Source organism: Pigmentiphaga sp. NML030171 (assembly GCF_002188635.1).
Lineage (GTDB): Bacteria > Pseudomonadota > Gammaproteobacteria > Burkholderiales > Burkholderiaceae_B > Pigmentiphaga > Pigmentiphaga daeguensis.
The window spans coordinates 228134-243393 of sequence record NZ_NINX01000015.1 but is presented as its reverse complement, the minus strand read 5'-3'; the positions used below and the strand labels follow the sequence as shown (position 1 = coordinate 243393).

The following is a 15260-nucleotide window of genomic DNA, read 5'->3' as shown; positions in this document are numbered from 1 at the left end:
GCCGGTTTTCGCATGCACGCGGCCCGTGCTCGATGGCATGGATATTGCGCGGTCCGCCTGCCGTCCCGCCCATGGGGCGGTTCATCTGCAAGGGGAGAGAAAGAAAAAGCGCATGGCGTAAGGCGGCCCGCCGCATCGGTGCGGTGGACGCAATGACTGAAGTGTCGCAAAGAAAAAACGGAGACAGACATGGACAGGTACGGACGAATCCGATGGTCGTCGTTGGCGGCGGCCGCCTTGTTGCTGGCCGCCTGTGGCGGAGGCGGCGATGGTGACGGCGGAGGCTCGAATCCCCCGCCGGGTCCGGGCACCCAGGTGCCGGGCGTCAAGGAGCAAGTGGAGATCGTACGGGACCGTCATGGCGTGTCCCACATCTTTGCCCAGAATCAGCGCGACCTGTTCTTCGCCCAGGGCTACAACGCCGCGCGCGACCGCCTCTGGCAACTGGACCAGTGGAGGCGGCGCGGCGAAGGCAAGATGGCCGAGCAGTTCGGTGCCCGCTTCGTGCCGGCCGATCGCGCGGCACGCAAGTTCCTGTTCCGCGGCGATGCCGAGGCGGAGTTCGCCAGCTACCACCCGCAGGGCAAGGAAATCCTGACCGCGTTCTCCGACGGTATCAACGCCTACATCGACGAGGTCAAGGCCGATCCCGCCAAGCTGCCCATCGAGTTCCGCCTGACCGGCACCGAACCCGGCCGCTGGTCGCCCACGTCGTCGCTGATCCGCATCTACGGCATCACGCGCAACGTCAGCACCGAGATCTCCATGGCGCGCCGCATCGCGGCCGTCGGCCTGGCGACCACCCAGGAGCTGACCGACCAGCAGCCGGTCAAGACCCTGCAAGTGCCGGCCGGACTGGACGTCGGGACCCTGACCACGGCCATCCTGGCCGAGTATCAGCTGGCGCGCAACGGCATGGCGTTCGAGGTGGGGGATTTCCCGCGCAGCCCGCTGGCGCCGGCCGATCGCGAGCGCCTGGCCTCGGCCCTGTCGGCCAGCGGCGGCACCGCCAAGCGCGAGCCCGAGGAACTGCTGGCCCTCCAGCACGAAAGCAACAACTGGACCGTGTCCGGCGATCGCACGGCATCCGGCAAGCCTATCCTGGCCGGAGACCCGCACCGCGCGATCAGCATGCCTTCGCTGCGCTACATGGTGCACCTGCACGCGCCAGGCTGGAACGTGATCGGGGCCGGCGAACCCGCGCTGCCCGGCGTGTCGATGGGGCACAACGAACGCATCGCGTTCGGCCTGACCATCTTCGCCTACGGCGACGAGGAAGACCTGTACGTCTACGAGACCAATCCGGCCAACCCCGACCAGTACCGCTACAAGGGGGCATGGGAAACCATGAGGAAGGTGGAGGAAAAAGTGCCCGTGCGCGGCCAGGCCGAGCAGAGCGTGACACTGAAATTCACGCGCCACGGCCCGGTGGTGTACGAGGACGCCGCCGCCAACAAGGCCTACGCCGTGCGCGCCGCCTACCTGGAGTTCCCGGGCACCGCGGCCTACCTGGCCAGCCTGCGGCTGAACCAGGCCAGCAACTGGACCGAGTTCAGCGAAGGCATGGCGCGCCATTTCACGCCCGGCGAGAACATGGTCTATGCCGACGTGGACGGCAACATCGGCTGGTTCGGCGGTTCGCTGGTGCCGATACGGCCCAACCCGGATTGGTCGGGGCTGCTGCCGGTGCCGGGCGACGGGCGCTACGAATGGGCGGGCTACCTGTCCGGCTCGCTGCTGCCGCGCATCCTGAACCCCCGCGAGGGTTTCTTCGCCACGGCCAACCAGTACAACGTGCCCGACGACTACGCCTACCGCGACCTGACCAACACCATGGGCTGGGCCGAACCCTATCGCTACGACCGCATCGTCGAGGTGCTCAAGACCTCCACGCGGCACACCGTGCGGGACTCGGCCAAGCTGCAGATCGACGAATTGTCGATACCCGCGCGCACGCTGGTTCCCATGCTGGCGGGCCTGAACTCCGGCGATGCGGACGTGGCCGAGGCCTTGCAGCGCCTGCGTGCCTGGGACTACGTGGCCAGCGTCGACTCCGTGGCCGCCACCATCTTCGAGGCCTGGCTGCCCAAGGTGTCCGCGCAGGTGACCAGTCTCATCGTGCCGCCTGCGGGGCGTTCGGTGTTCGGTACGCTGTCCAAGCCCGTGGTGTTCGCCCGGCTCGCGTCGCCGGATGCGGTGTTCGGGCCCGATCCCGTGGCGGGGCGCAACGCGCTGCTGCTGGACACGCTGAAGTCGGCCATGGGCGACCTGAAGACGCGGCTGGGCGGGGACGTCTCGACGTGGAAGTGGGGGTCGTTGCACCACATCAAGTTCGACCACGAACTGGCCGCGTTCCTCGATGCCGGCACGGCCGGCGACCTGGCCACGCAGCGCTTCCCCGTCGGGGGGACCGGCGATACCGTCCACCGCGCTTCCTACCGGACGTCGGATTTCCGCGTGACCAGCGGCGCATCCTACCGGCAGATCATCGACGTGGCCGATTGGGACAAGTCGCTCGCGATCAACGTGCCGGGGCAGTCCGCCGATCCGGCAAGCCCGTACTACGACAACCTGCTGGAGGCCTGGGCCAAGGGCGACTACTTCCCGATGGTCTATAGCCGCGGCGCGATCGATGCCGTGAAGGCCGATTCGTGGACCCTGCGTCCCGTGGCGCGCTGAGGGAGGCGGCGATGCGCAAACCGATCGTGATCGCATCGGTGCTGGTGGTGCTGGCGGCGCTCGCCGCCGGCGCCATCGCCGGCAGCCGCGTCACGCTGCTGGTGCTGGACGTGCCGGACCGGCAGGCCACGCTGCTGGTCAAGCGCAGCGCGACGCTGGGCATGGGTTGGCTGGAGTCCGAGACCACCCTGTGCCGCCGGCAGCAGCCCGGTTCGCCCCTGCATTCGGTGATGCTGTCGCCGGATTTCTGCCCGCTGGCCCTGGCGGCGGGCCAGGAAACGCGTGGGGAGCGCGTCCTGCTGACCCTGCCGTTCATGGCCTGGCTGCACGGCCTGGCCGGGCGCACGCTGGCCTAGCCTAAGCCCGTATCCGGTCGTAGGTGACGAAGTCGTAGCCCAGCCCGTCCTCGGGCGGCTGGGCCTCGCGCGAGGATTCGCGCCATTGGCCGGCGGGCAGCAAGGGAAACCAGGCGTCGCCCGGCACGTCCGCGTGCACTTCCGTCGCGATGATGGTGTCCGCCCGATCCAGCGTCGCGGCATAGATCTGCGCGCCGCCGATCACGAACACCCGGGCGGCGTCCCCGGCCACGGCCAGGGCATCCTCCAGCGTGTGCACCACCGTCGCGCCCTCGGCCGCATAGGCCGGATCGCGGGTGATGACGATGTTCCGGCGGCCCGGCAGCGGCCGGCCCAGCGATTCCCAGGTCTTGCGTCCCATGACGATGGGATGGCCGAGCGTGGTGCGCTTGAAATGCGCCAGGTCGCCGCGCAGGCGCCAGGGCAGGGCGTTGTCGCGTCCGATGACGCGGTTGCGGGCGTAGGCGACGACAAGGATGAGCTGGGCGGGCATGGCGGGGAAAAGTCTGGCGTATCCAGACCGCAATCTAGCACGAACCTCCCGGGCCTCCGGTGGCTCGCCCGTTGAGACGGGAGGCTGCCAGCCCGCGGGATTTCTGATACAACGCAAGGCTGTGGGCCCGGTTCGCGCCGCGGCCGGACCGCAACGACAATCATTCATCACCAATCGACAAGGGAATCATGGGAACGCAGATCGAATTGACCGCCTCCGACGGTGTCACCATTTCCGCCTATCGTGCCGACCCCGCGGGCAAGCCGCGCGGCGGCCTGATCGTGTGCCAGGAGATCTTCGGCGTCAACGTCCACATCCGCAGCGTGTGCGATCGCTATGCCCAGGAAGGCTACCTGGCCATCGCCCCCGCGTTCTTCGACCGCGTCCAGCCGGGCGTCGAACTGGGCTATGAGCCCGACGACATCGCCAAGGGGCGCGAACTGATGCAGAAGGTCTCCATCGACAACGCCCTGAAGGACGTCGCCGCCGCCCTGGCCATCGCCAGCGAGGCGGGCAAGGTCGGCATCGTCGGCTATTGCTGGGGTGGCACGGTGGCGTGGGCCGCCGCGGGACGCCTGGATGGCCTGTCGGCCGCCATTCCGTACTACGGCGGCGGCATCGCCGGCATGGCCGACAAGAAGCCCCGCATCCCGACCATGGCGCATTTCGGCGAGAAGGACCACGCCATTCCGATGACCGACGTCGAGAAGGTCCGCGCCGCGCAGCCCGAGGTGATCGTCCACACCTATGCGGCCGGCCACGGTTTCAACTGCGACATGCGCGGTTCGTACGACAAGCCCAGCGCCGACCTGGCGCTGTCGCGCTCGCTGGAGCTCCTGCGCCAGCACGTGGGCTGACGCGGGTACGCCGGTCCGGCCGCGGGTCCCAGGGGAACAGGCCCCCTAGGCCGGCGCGCCGGACGCGGCGGCCTCCTCCAGGCATTCGATCAGCAGCGTGGTGCTGGGGGACATGGTCCGGTCGCGGTTCCATGTGATGCCCAAGGGGCGCATCAATTTCGGGAAATTGAAAGGCAGCACCGACACCAGGCCCTGGCGACGGTAGTGGTGGGCGATGTCGCGCGTCATGGTGGCGATGGCATCGGTCTGCTGGAGGTTCGCCAGCACGAACTGTACTGACAGCGCCTCGACGAAATCGGCCGGCATCGGGAAGCCGTGCTGCTCGAAGGTGCGCTCGCACATGGGGCCGATCACCATCAGCCCGGCGCTGCAGCCGGAACTGCCCACCATCGCCGAGCGCTTTCCCGATTACGAGATCAATTCGTGGTATGGCGTGATGGCGCCGGCCGGGACGCCGCAGGCGATCATCGACAAGCTGCAGGGCGAGATCGCGGCCATCGTGAAATTGCCGGACGTCGCGCGGCAACTGGAGGCGTTGGGCCTGGCGCCCGGGTGAACCGGCCCTAGACGGCCATGGGCGCCGTCAGCGGCGCGTGGTGCTGGTAACCGACCAGCGAGAAATCGCCCGGCTCCACGCGTTCCAGCCACTCCGGCTCGTACTTGCCGGTGACGGCATAGTCGGGAATGCGGTCCGACAGGGCCAGCTGCGGCGCGGGGAAGGGCGTGCGGGTCAGTTGTTCCCGCAGCATGGGCAGGTGGTTTTCGTAGATATGGGCATCGCCCATGAAATAGCTGAACCAGCGCGGCTGGTAGCCGGTCAGCCGGCCCACCAGGTGCAGCAGCGCGGCGCCCTCGGTCAGGTTGAACGGCGTGCCCAGGCCGATGTCGTTGGACCGGATGTACAGGCACAGCGAGATCTCGCGCGTGGTGGCGTTGGGCAGGAACTGATAGAGCAGATGGCAGGGCGGCAGCGCCATTTCCTCGATCTGCGCCCAGTTCCAGCCATGGAAGAGGATGCGGCGATCGCCGGGATTGTTGTGGATGGTGTCCAGGCACTGGCGCAACTGGTCGACGGCCTTGTAGAGCAGCACCTTGCGCGCGCCGTCCTCGTCGAACTCGGCCACGCGGGCATAGCCGCGGCCCAGCGCGTCCTGCAACTGGGCGGTGCGCGATGCGTCCAGTACCTTGTAGGCCGGCCATTGGCGCCACTGGACGCCGTAGACCGGACCCAGGTCATCCTCGCCTTCGCGATAGGGATTGGCCAGCCATTGCGCGTTCTCGTTGGCGTTCTGGTCCCAGACCTTGCAGCCCAGCGCGCGGAACTCCGCGGCATTGCGCGAGGCGCGCAGGAAGCCCACGAGTTCGCCGATGGCGGACTTGAACGCCAGCTTCTTGGTGGTGACGGCGGGAAAGCCCTGCCGCAGGTCGAACCGCAGCGAGGCGCCGGGCAGGCTGAGGGTGCGGATGCCCGTTCGGTTCACTTGCCACGAGCCGTTGTCGAGGACGGATTGGACGAGGTCGAGGTATTGTTTCATGGGCCTGGGCTGCACAGATGCGACGGGCGGGCCGAAGACGCCCGCCGGTCCCGATTATCGCATGCCGCCGGGTCCGGCCAGGTGGCGTGAAGTCCGCGCAACCCGGGCGGCCGTCGTATGCCCCGGGGGCCCTGGCACGAGTCCTGCGTGCGATAGTTACGTCTGCTCGTTCCTTGCTGCGCCCATGCGTCCCGCCTCCATTCCCGATACCCTGCGCCGCCTCTGGGCGCACGACACCTTCGTCTACAGCCTGCGCGTGTTCATCGCCCTGGCCAGCGTCATGGCGCTGTGCTGGTGGCACGACCGGATGGACCTGGTCATTCCGGCTTTCCTGGGGGTCATCGCCTGCGCGCTGGCCGAGACCGACGACAACTGGCGCGGCCGCCTGCTGGCCCAGGTCGTCACGCTGGCCTGCTTCGCCGTGGCGGCCGTCGCCGTCAAGGCCCTGTTTCCCCACCCATGGCTGTTCCTGGCCGGAATGGTGTTGTCCACGTTCTGCCTGACCATGCTGGGGGCCATCGGCGAACGCTACCGCGCGATCGGATACGCGACCCTGATCCTGGCCATCTACACCACCATCGGCGTGGAGCAGGGCAGGGGCCAGGGCGGCTTCTGGCACGAGCCGGCGCTGCTGATGGCGGGGGCGGCGTGGTACGGCCTGTTGTCGGTGATGTGGGCGGCGCTGTTCGTGCACCAGCCCGTGCAGCAGCGGCTGGCGCGGCTGTATGCCGTGCTGGGCGACTACCTGGTGCTGAAGGGCTCGCTGTTCGAGCCCGTGCGCGGCATCGACCTGGAGGCCCGCCGGCTGGAGCTGGCGCAGCTCAACGGCAAGGTGGTGGCGGCGCTGAACGCGGCCAAGGAAAGCATCTTCAGCCGCCTGGGCCAGAGCCGGCCGGGCCGCAAGACGGCGCGCTATCTGCGCCTGTATTTCATTGCGCAGGACGTGCACGAACGCGCCAGTTCCTCGCACTACCCCTATGACGAACTGGCCGACGCATTCTTCCACAGCGACATCATGTTCCGCTGCCAGCGGCTGCTGGGCCTGCAAGGGCAGGCCTGCCGCCGCCTGGCGCGGGCGATACGGATGCGCCTGCCCTTCGATGCCGGGGACGAGGCGCGGCAGGCCCGGGCCGACCTGGACGCCTCGCTGGAGCATCTGCGGCGGCAGGGGCGCCCGGAATGGGCGCGGTTGCTGCGGTCGGTGAACGCGCTGTCGGCCAACCTGGCGGAACTGGACCGGCGGCTGGGCAGCGCGAGCAACCCCGACAAGCTGGACGAGCAGCAGCAGGACAACAGCCTGCTGGACCGCTCGCCCCAGTCGATGGGCGAGGCCTTCGACCGCGTGCGGCTGCAGTTGACGCCGGGGGCGCCGGTGTTCCGCTACGCCGTGCGGCTGACACTGGCGATGGCGGCGGGCTACGGGATGCTGCATCTGGTCCATCCGCAGCAGGGATACTGGATCGTGCTGACGACGTTGTTCGTCTGCGCGCCGAGCTATGGCGCCACGCGCACCCGGCTGGTGCAGCGGGTGCTGGGTACGGTGCTGGGGCTGCTGGTGGGATGGGTGCTGTTCAAGCTGTTCTCGAGCCTGCTGGTGCAGGCGCTGTTCGCGGTGGTGGCGGGCGTGGCGTTCTTCGCGACGCGTTCCACGCGCTACATGATCGGGACGGCGGCGATCACGGTGCTGGTGCTGTTGTGTTTCAACCAGATCGGCAACGGCTACGATCTGTTCGTGCCGCGCCTGGTGGATACGCTGATCGGCGCGGGCATCGCGGGCCTGGCGGTGCTGGTGGTGATGCCCGACTGGCAGGGGCGCCGGCTGACGCAGGTGGCGGCCAATGCACTGGCCGCGAACAGCCGTTACCTGCGCGAGATCATGATCCAGTACGAGACGGGCAAGCGCGACGACCTGGCCTATCGGCTGGCGCGGCGCAATGCGCACAATGCGGACGCGGCCCTGTCGATGGCGATGTCGAACATGCTGGCCGAGCCGGGGCATTTCCGGCGGGACGCGGACGCGGGACTGCGGTTCCTGACGTTGTCGCACACCTTGCTGAATTATCTGTCGGGGCTGGGGGCGCATCGGGAAAGCCTGTCGGACCATGCGAGCGATGCGCAGATCGCGCGGATGACGATGGCAGTGATCGAGGCGCTGGACGGGATTGCGGCGGGGTTGGCGGGGAAGGGGGGGCTGGATGCCGGCGCGGGCGAGGAAGGGGCGTTGGCGCGGGCGCTGGAGCAGTTGCCCGAGGACGACGCCGATGATGGGCACCGGTTGGTGTTGACGCAGCTGGGGTTGATGGCGGGGTTGCTGGAGCCCTTGCGGAGGGTGGGGGGACGGTTGGTCCGGTTGGAGACTCGGGAAGTGGAGGAGGAGTCGGCGGACCAGCCCGCACCGGTGTAGGCCGGGCCGCCGACTCGTTGGGCCGGGCGCTAATAGCCGACGGCCTGGCCGTCGCGGCGGGAGTCGGAGGCGGCGATGTAGCCTTCGTCGCTGCGGTAGATCAGCTGGGCGGTGCCGAAGTCCAGGCTGTGGCGTTCCGAGACTTCGACGGTGTGGCCCAGCTTGCGCAGGCCGTCGACCACGGCGGCGGGGGTGTGGGCTTCCAGGCGGACCTCGCCGGGTTCCACGCGGAAGCGCGGGGCGTCGCTCATGGCCTGGGGGTTCTGGCCGAAGGCGCCCAGGCGCACCATCATCTGCATGTGGCCCTGCGCCTGCATCGAACCGCCCATGACGCCGAAGGCCATGACGGGCTGGCCGTTGCGGGTGACGAAGCCGGGGATGATGGTGTGCATCGGTTTCTTCGAGGGGGCGACGCAGTTGACGTGGCCGGGACGCAGGTTGAAGCCGATGCCGCGGTTGTGCAGCGAGATGCCGGTGCCGGGCACCACGACGCCCGAGCCGAAGCCCTGGAAGTTGGACTGGATGAACGAGACCATGGTGCCGTCGGCGTCGGCGGCGGCCAGGTAGACGGTGCCGCCCAGCTTGGGGGTGCCGGCGGTGGGAGTGGTGGCGCGGGCGGGGTCGATCAGGGCGGCGCGTTGCGCGAGGTAGGCCGGGTCCAGCAGGTCGGTGGGGCCCAGGCGCATGGCGTCGGGGTCGGCGACGTGTTCGTGCAGGTCGGAGAAGGCCAGTTTCATGGCCTCGACCATGGCGTGGTACATGGCGGGGCTGTCCAGGCCCATGCCTTCGAGGTCCAGGTGCTCGAGCATGCCCAGCGCGGCCAGGGCGGCGATGCCCTGGCCGCTGGGAGGGATCTCGTGCAGGGTGTAGCCGCGGAAGTCCTGGCGCAAGGGTTCGACCCATTGCACTTCATGGGCGGCCAGGTCGGCCAGGGTCATCGTGCCGCCGGTGCGCTGCGCGAAGTCGACGATCTTCTGCGCCAGCGCGCCGCGATAGAAGCTGTCGCCGCCGGTCCGGGCGATGTCGGCCAGGGTGTCGGCCTGTTCGGGGAAGCGCCAGCGGTCGCCGGCGCTGGGCGTGCGGCCGTCGCGGAAGAAGGCCTCGGCGAAGCCGGGCTCCTTGGCCAGGTTGGGGGCCTGGCGGGCCCACAGGCGGGCGATCTGCGGGGTGACCTGGAAGCCTTCCCGGGCATAGTGCAGGGCGGGCTGCACCAATTGCTCGAAGGGCAGCTTGCCGAAGCGTTCCGACAGGGCGCGCCAGCCCGCGACCTGGCCGGGCACCGTGACGGCATCCCATCCGGTGACCGGCATGGACGCACGGCCGCGGAAGTGGTCCAGGGTCCAGGCGGCGGGCGAGCGGCCGCTGGCGTTGATGCCGTGCAGGCGCCCCTCGTGCCAGAGGATGGCGAACAGGTCCCCGCCTATGCCGTTCATGACCGGCTCGACCACGGTCAGCACCATGGCGGCCGCCAGCGCGGCATCGACGGCGTTGCCGCCCTCGTACAGCATGCGCAGGCCGGCCTGCGAGGCCAGCGGCTGGCTGGTGCTGACGGCGTTGGCCGCCAGCAGCGGCATCTTCTGCGAGGGATAGGGGAAATTCCAGTCGAAGGGCAGCATGGCGTCGTTTACGGGAAGTCGTCCTGGGACACAGCATACCAAGGGCCGGGCCGCGGCACTCCACTACAATGGACGCCGTCCGCCGGGCCGCGCCGGCGCGCCATCCGGGGCTTTCGTCGCGGCCGCTTCCCTTGCCACCACCATGAACCGTATCCTGCTTCCCCTGTGCGCCAGCCTGCTGGCGCTGGCCGGCACCGCCGCCTCGGCCCAGACCTGGCCCGCCAGGCCCGTGCGCATCATCGTCGCCTATCCGCCCGGCGGGGTCAGCGACATCGTGTCGCGCGCCCTGGCCGACAAGCTCGGCGGCCAGCTCGGCACGACCGTCATCGTCGAAAACAGGGCCGGCGCCGGCGGCACGCTGGGCATGGACGCGGTCGCCAAGGCTGCGCCCGACGGCTACACCGTCGGATTTTCCTCGATCAGCCCGCTGTCGCTGAACCCGTTGCTGGGCCGGGTCAACTACGATCCGTTCAAGGACATCGCGCCGGTCGCCAGCGTGATGTATTCGCCGGTCGTGCTGCTGGGCACGCCGGCGTTCCAGGGCAAGAGCCTGGCCGACGTGGTCGGGCAGGCGCGCAGCCGCCCGGGCGCGCTGCGCTGGGGCACCTCGGGCCTGGCCACGGTCGGCCACATCACGCTGGAACAGTTCAAGCGCGCGGCCGGCGTGGACATCACTCACATTCCCTACAAGGGCGGCGGCCAGCAGCAGAACGATGCGCTGGGCGGCCAGTTCGAGCTGCTGTCCACCAATCTGGGCCCGGTGCTGAACGGCCACATCAAGGCCGGCAAGCTGCGGCCGCTGGCCGTGGGCGCGCCGGAACGCATCGATTTCCTGCCCGACGTGCCGACCTTCGCCGAGGCAGGCTTTCCCAAGGCCAACCTGATGTCGGTGTTCGGGGTCTTCGCGCCGGCGGGCACGCCCGAGGCGGTGCTGGCCCGGCTGAACGCCGAGATCAACAAGGCCCTGGCGCAGCCGGACCTGCGCGCGCGCCTGGTCGGCAGCGACAACGTGCCCACCGGCGGCAGCGCCGCGGCGTTCGCGCGCCTGATCCGCGCCGAGTACGACAACAACCGCGACATCATCCGGCAGGCCGGCATCAAGCTGGAGTAGCGCGGCCGCCGGTTCGCCTTTCCCGCGCGAACCGGCCTACACTGTCTGCTTCGCCACAGCGGGGCCGGCCGAGCCGGCCCCGCGCCCTTTTTCCTTTTCGTACGTCCACCCATGGCCCAATACGTTTTCACCATGAATCGCGTCGGCAAGATCGTGCCGCCCAAGCGGCAGATCCTGCGCGACATCTCGCTGTCGTTCTTCCCGGGCGCCAAGATCGGCGTGCTCGGGCTGAACGGCGCAGGCAAGTCCACGCTGCTCAAGATCATGGCCGGCGTGGACCAGGACATCGAGGGCGAAGCCCGCCCCATGCCGAACCTGAGCATCGGCTACCTGCCCCAGGAGCCGCAGCTCGATCCCGAGCACACCGTGCGCCAGGCGGTCGAGACCGGGCTGGGAGGCGTGTTCACCGCCAAGAAGCGGCTGGACGAGGTTTATGCGGCCTATGCCGAGCCCGATGCCGACTTCGACGCGCTGGCCTCCGAGCAGGCCGAGCTCGAGGCCATCATCGCGGCGGGCAGCGGCAGCGGCAACGACGACATCGAGCACCAGCTCGAAATCGCCGCCGACGCCCTGCGGCTGCCGCCGTGGGACGCGGTGGTGGGCCACCTGTCGGGCGGCGAGAAGCGCCGCGTGGCGTTGTGCCGCCTGCTCCTGTCCAAGCCCGACATGCTGCTGCTGGACGAGCCCACCAACCACCTGGACGCGGAAAGCGTGGACTGGCTGGAGCAGTTCCTGCAGAAGTTCCCGGGCACCGTGGTCGCGGTCACCCACGATCGCTACTTCCTGGACAACGCCGCCGAATGGATCCTGGAACTGGACCGTGGTCACGGCATTCCATGGAAGGGCAACTACAGCTCCTGGCTGGAGCAGAAGGAAGACCGCCTCAAGCAGGAAGAGGCCAACGAATCCGCCCGCCAGAAGACCATCAAGAAGGAACTGGAGTGGGTGCGCCAGAACCCCAAGGCGCGCCAGGCCAAGTCCAAGGCGCGCATCGCCCGCTTCGAGGAGCTCAGCTCGCACGAATACCAGAAGCGCAACGAGACCTCCGAGATCTTCATTCCCGTGGCCGAGCGCCTGGGCAACGAGGTCATCGAATTCAAGAACGTCAGCAAGGGCTATGGCGACCGCCTGCTGATCGACGATCTCAGCTTCAAGGTGCCGGCCGGCGCCATCGTCGGCATCATCGGCCCCAACGGTGCCGGCAAGTCGACGCTGTTCCGCATGATCGCCGGCAAGGAGCAGCCCGACAGCGGTGAAGTCGTGCGCGGGTCGACCGTCAAGCTGGCCTACGTCGAGCAGATGCGCGATGCGCTGGAAGACACCAAGACCGTGTTCGACGCCGTGGCCGACGGCGCCGACATCCTGACGGTGGGGCGCTTCGAGATGTCATCGCGCGCCTACCTGGGCCGCTTCAACTTCAAGGGCGGCGACCAGAACAAGACCGTGGGCAACCTGTCGGGCGGCGAGCGCGGCCGGCTCCACCTGGCCAAGACCCTGCTGGCCGGCGGCAACCTGCTGCTGCTGGACGAGCCGTCCAACGACCTGGACGTGGAAACCCTGCGCGCGCTGGAGGATGCCCTGCTGGAGTTTGCCGGCAGCGTCATGGTGATCAGCCACGACCGCTGGTTCCTGGACCGGATCGCCACGCATATCCTGGCGTTCGAGGGCGATTCGCAGGTGGTGTTCTTCGACGGCAACTACCAGGAATACGAGGCCGACAAGAAGCGCCGCCTGGGCGAGGAAGGCGCCAAGCCCAAGCGGGTGCGGTTCAAGCCGCTGAAGTAACGGACGCTTCGGCGTGTTCCGGGGCCCGGTCCTGCCCAGGCAGGCCGGGCCCCGATGCTTTCAGCGATCGAAGACAGGAGTCCATTCCCGGCCTGTGCGAGCCTCCTTCTAGCGTGAACAGGCCTTAAAGCTCGCCGTCGTCGGACGAGCCGCTCCACCGCACGCCGGACGAAGATTCGATCAGTACGTTGCTGGCGCCCGCGGCTGGGCTGCTGAACGTGGTCGTGATCGTTTCCCCCCGGGTCTCCACGGTAAAGCGGCCGGAGATCGGGCCTGGCGCGCCGCCGTCTTCGGCATGGACGAAGACCAGCGGGTCGATCAGCTTCGTGCGCTGCTCGAAGTCGCCGACGTTGACGCTTTGCCCGCGGCTGGAGAATTGCAGCGCGGTATAGCGTTCGGTCCCGGTGGCGCACAGGTAGTGCGATTCGGCGGCATAGTCGCTGATCGCATTGCCATAGGTCTTGCCATCTTCCGTGTAGCGGACCTTGAAATCGCCACCGGACTGGCTGACGTTCAGGATCTCCTCGATGTCGTCGGGCGTGGCCGAGTCCTCGGGTATGTCGTGGGTGGTCTGTTCAAACCGGACTTGCAGCGTGCCGGCGATCGATTCGTTGGCCGAGAGCGCCAGGTCAGGGGCTTCAAGCGTGAAGACGCCCGAGGTGTTGAACCCGTCGACAAGATCGCCCTGGACTTCCCGCACCAGGATCCTGACCTGCCCGTTCAGCGCCTCGCCCAGGCCCCGCGTGGCGCAATCGGTCATGTCTATCGCCAACGAGTCGCCGGCGCTGATTTTCCCGTCATGGTCGGCATCGGTGTAGACAGAGGTGCGGCTGCCTTTCCCCTCCGCGCACGGCTGCGGCCCTTCGGGCATGCCGTCGCCGACATGGGTGATCAGGGCGTTGACGTAGCCCAGCGCGAAATACGGCAGGAAGAGTCCCGTGGTGTAGGCGCTGCTGGAAAACGTGCGCAGTTCGCCCTGGGTCATCGGTGGCGGGGTGTCGTTCTTGCTCTCGGCTCCGCCGCCCCCGCCGCACGCGCCCAGCAGTGCCGTCAATGCCAGCGCGCCGGCCGTCTTCAGTCCCGGTTTCATGACGCTCCCCGCCCCCGATGGAAATAGTGGAGGGCATCTTGCCAGCGCCGATGGCGCGGCACATTGGACTAAAGTCCTGCTTCCGACGAAAAGCGGCCCGGAGGAAACCGGGCCGCTAGCGGAAGACGCGGGGATGCTCGCGGGGAAGGCTCAGAGATCGTCGAAGGCGGCGAAATCCATTTTCGACGAAAGGCCGGAGGTCGACTTGATTTCGACCAGATCCTCGGTGTCCGTCAAGACGATCGTCGTCGTGATGGTTTCACCAGGGGTTTTCGTCTCGAATGCTCCCGCGTCGGGTGAACCGTCGCCCAGATCACGCCAATAGACGAGGGGCGTGGTCATCTTGACGGTGTGGTTGAACGCGCCCAGCAGGGGGTCCGTTCCGCTGGTGCGATAGCCGATGGCCGAGAATGTGTACAGCCGGGTTTCGCTCCCATAGGTGTAATCGCTGGAATAGTCTTCGATGCGCGTGGCGTAGCTCTTGCCGTCCTGGGAGTAGCCGATGTCCAGTTGATCGGCTGTGGTCTGGACCGAAAGTGTGTCGTCGCTGTCGTCCACCGTATCCTTGGTGTCACGTGCGTAGTCGATGACGACCGTCCCGTTCAGGGTCTCGCTGCCGTCCAGCTTGAAGTCCGCCAGCGGGATGGTCATGGTGGCGCCGGAAGATGCCGATCCGTCCAGGAGGTCGCCGGTCACGTTGCTGTAGGTGATGGTGACCGTGCCATCGACCAGCTCATCCCCGACCGGGCCACGGCAGTTGACGAGCTTGAAGGTGACCTTGTCGCCGTTGTCGATCTTGTGGTTGCCATTGCCATCGGTGAACGTGGCGGTAACCGTGCCGGGCGAGTCGCCGTCGCATTCTTCCGAATCCGTCGTGATGTCGTGCTCGACGGCATAGCGGACGAAACCCAGGCTCGCCTGGGCAATCAAGCCGGGGATCTGGGTGACGCCTACCGAGGTGTAGAAGCTCTCATGGCCGGCCCATTCCATCTGCTGCTTGGTGTACAGGGGGGCCGGCGTGCCGCCGCCACTTCCGCCTCCGTCCCCGCCGCCGCTCCCTCCCGAACCGCTCGAACTCCCATCGCCCCCGCCACAGGCGGCCAGGATGGCCAGGGCGAGAACGGAGCCGGCTGTCTTGATGTGCTTCTTCATGTCAGGTTCCCCCGTGAAATCGCGCGGTTCCGCCGCGCATGTTGTGGATAGGCGGAGTATGAGGTTGCGGTGCGTGCCGCTGCATCCCCCAACAAGGGGATGCGCAAGCGTCCGCAATGTGCGATCCATCGGATCCATCCGCCTTGACTAGCGGCCCCCGGTTTCCCTAAAATTGAACGTGC

Annotated in this window: 13 protein-coding genes; 7 read left to right on the top strand and 6 right to left on the bottom strand. The window is 68.0% G+C overall.

The features are described from left to right. Positions 1 to 189: 189 nt before the first annotated feature. Together CDO46_RS03675 and CDO46_RS03670 are read left to right on the top strand one after the other, a co-directional pair. Positions 190 to 2679, top strand: a complete 2490-nt coding sequence (locus tag CDO46_RS03675) for a penicillin acylase family protein (protein WP_087837201.1) — start codon at positions 190 to 192, stop codon at positions 2677 to 2679. Between the two features lie 11 nt (positions 2680 to 2690). After that, positions 2691 to 3035, top strand: coding sequence for a hypothetical protein (locus CDO46_RS03670; protein ID WP_087837200.1), 345 nt, complete (start codon positions 2691 to 2693; stop codon positions 3033 to 3035). A 1-nt stretch (position 3036) separates the two neighbouring features. On the opposite strand, the gene CDO46_RS03665 is transcribed toward CDO46_RS03670, so the two are convergent. Further along, positions 3037 to 3528: a dihydrofolate reductase gene (locus CDO46_RS03665; RefSeq protein WP_087837199.1), complete on the bottom strand. Its 492-nt coding sequence runs from the start codon at positions 3526 to 3528 to the stop codon at positions 3037 to 3039. Positions 3529 to 3716: 188 nt separating this feature from the next. On the opposite strand from CDO46_RS03665, the gene CDO46_RS03660 reads away from it, so the two are divergent. Continuing rightward, positions 3717 to 4385, top strand: a complete 669-nt coding sequence (locus tag CDO46_RS03660) for a dienelactone hydrolase family protein (RefSeq protein WP_087837198.1) — start codon at positions 3717 to 3719, stop codon at positions 4383 to 4385. A 45-nt stretch (positions 4386 to 4430) separates the two neighbouring features. On the opposite strand, the gene CDO46_RS03655 is transcribed toward CDO46_RS03660, so the two are convergent. After that, complete coding sequence (locus CDO46_RS03655) at positions 4431 to 4727, bottom strand: LysR substrate-binding domain-containing protein (protein WP_165963003.1); 297 nt, start codon at positions 4725 to 4727, stop codon at positions 4431 to 4433. On the opposite strand from CDO46_RS03655, the gene CDO46_RS03650 reads away from it, so the two are divergent. After that, complete coding sequence (locus CDO46_RS03650; protein WP_165963002.1) at positions 4726 to 4941, top strand: tripartite tricarboxylate transporter substrate-binding protein; 216 nt, start codon at positions 4726 to 4728, stop codon at positions 4939 to 4941. The genes CDO46_RS03655 and CDO46_RS03650 overlap by 2 nt on opposite strands. Before the next feature lie 7 nt (positions 4942 to 4948). Here CDO46_RS03650 and CDO46_RS03645 read toward each other — a convergent pair whose 3' ends face one another. Continuing rightward, a complete protein-coding gene (locus CDO46_RS03645; RefSeq protein ID WP_087837196.1) occupies positions 4949 to 5920 on the bottom strand; it encodes a thymidylate synthase in 972 nt (323 codons plus the stop codon). Positions 5921 to 6104: 184 nt separating this feature from the next. Here CDO46_RS03645 and yccS point away from each other — a divergent pair, with 184 nt between their 5' ends. Then, on the top strand, positions 6105 to 8324 hold the full coding sequence (gene yccS, locus CDO46_RS03640; RefSeq protein WP_087837195.1) for a YccS family putative transporter: 2220 nt from the start codon (positions 6105 to 6107) through the stop codon (positions 8322 to 8324). A 29-nt stretch (positions 8325 to 8353) separates the two neighbouring features. Here the strand turns inward: yccS and ggt are convergent, their stop codons facing one another. Continuing rightward, positions 8354 to 9940 (bottom strand): gamma-glutamyltransferase, encoded by a 1587-nt coding sequence (gene ggt / locus CDO46_RS03635; RefSeq protein WP_087837194.1) that lies wholly within the window; start codon positions 9938 to 9940, stop codon positions 8354 to 8356. 142 nt (positions 9941 to 10082) lie between these two features. Here ggt and CDO46_RS03630 point away from each other — a divergent pair, with 142 nt between their 5' ends. Beyond that, positions 10083 to 11051, top strand: coding sequence for a tripartite tricarboxylate transporter substrate binding protein (locus CDO46_RS03630; RefSeq protein WP_087837193.1), 969 nt, complete (start codon positions 10083 to 10085; stop codon positions 11049 to 11051). A gap of 111 nt (positions 11052 to 11162) precedes the next feature. Beyond that, complete coding sequence (gene ettA / locus CDO46_RS03625) at positions 11163 to 12836, top strand: energy-dependent translational throttle protein EttA (protein ID WP_087837192.1); 1674 nt, start codon at positions 11163 to 11165, stop codon at positions 12834 to 12836. A gap of 124 nt (positions 12837 to 12960) precedes the next feature. Here the strand turns inward: ettA and CDO46_RS03620 are convergent, their stop codons facing one another. Then, complete coding sequence (locus CDO46_RS03620; RefSeq protein ID WP_087837191.1) at positions 12961 to 13926, bottom strand: hypothetical protein; 966 nt, start codon at positions 13924 to 13926, stop codon at positions 12961 to 12963. A 150-nt stretch (positions 13927 to 14076) separates the two neighbouring features. Continuing rightward, the gene (locus tag CDO46_RS03615; protein WP_087837190.1) at positions 14077 to 15078 is read right to left on the bottom strand and encodes a hypothetical protein; all 1002 of its coding nucleotides are present in this window, start codon (positions 15076 to 15078) and stop codon (positions 14077 to 14079) included. Between the last annotated feature and the right edge of the window lie 182 nt (positions 15079 to 15260).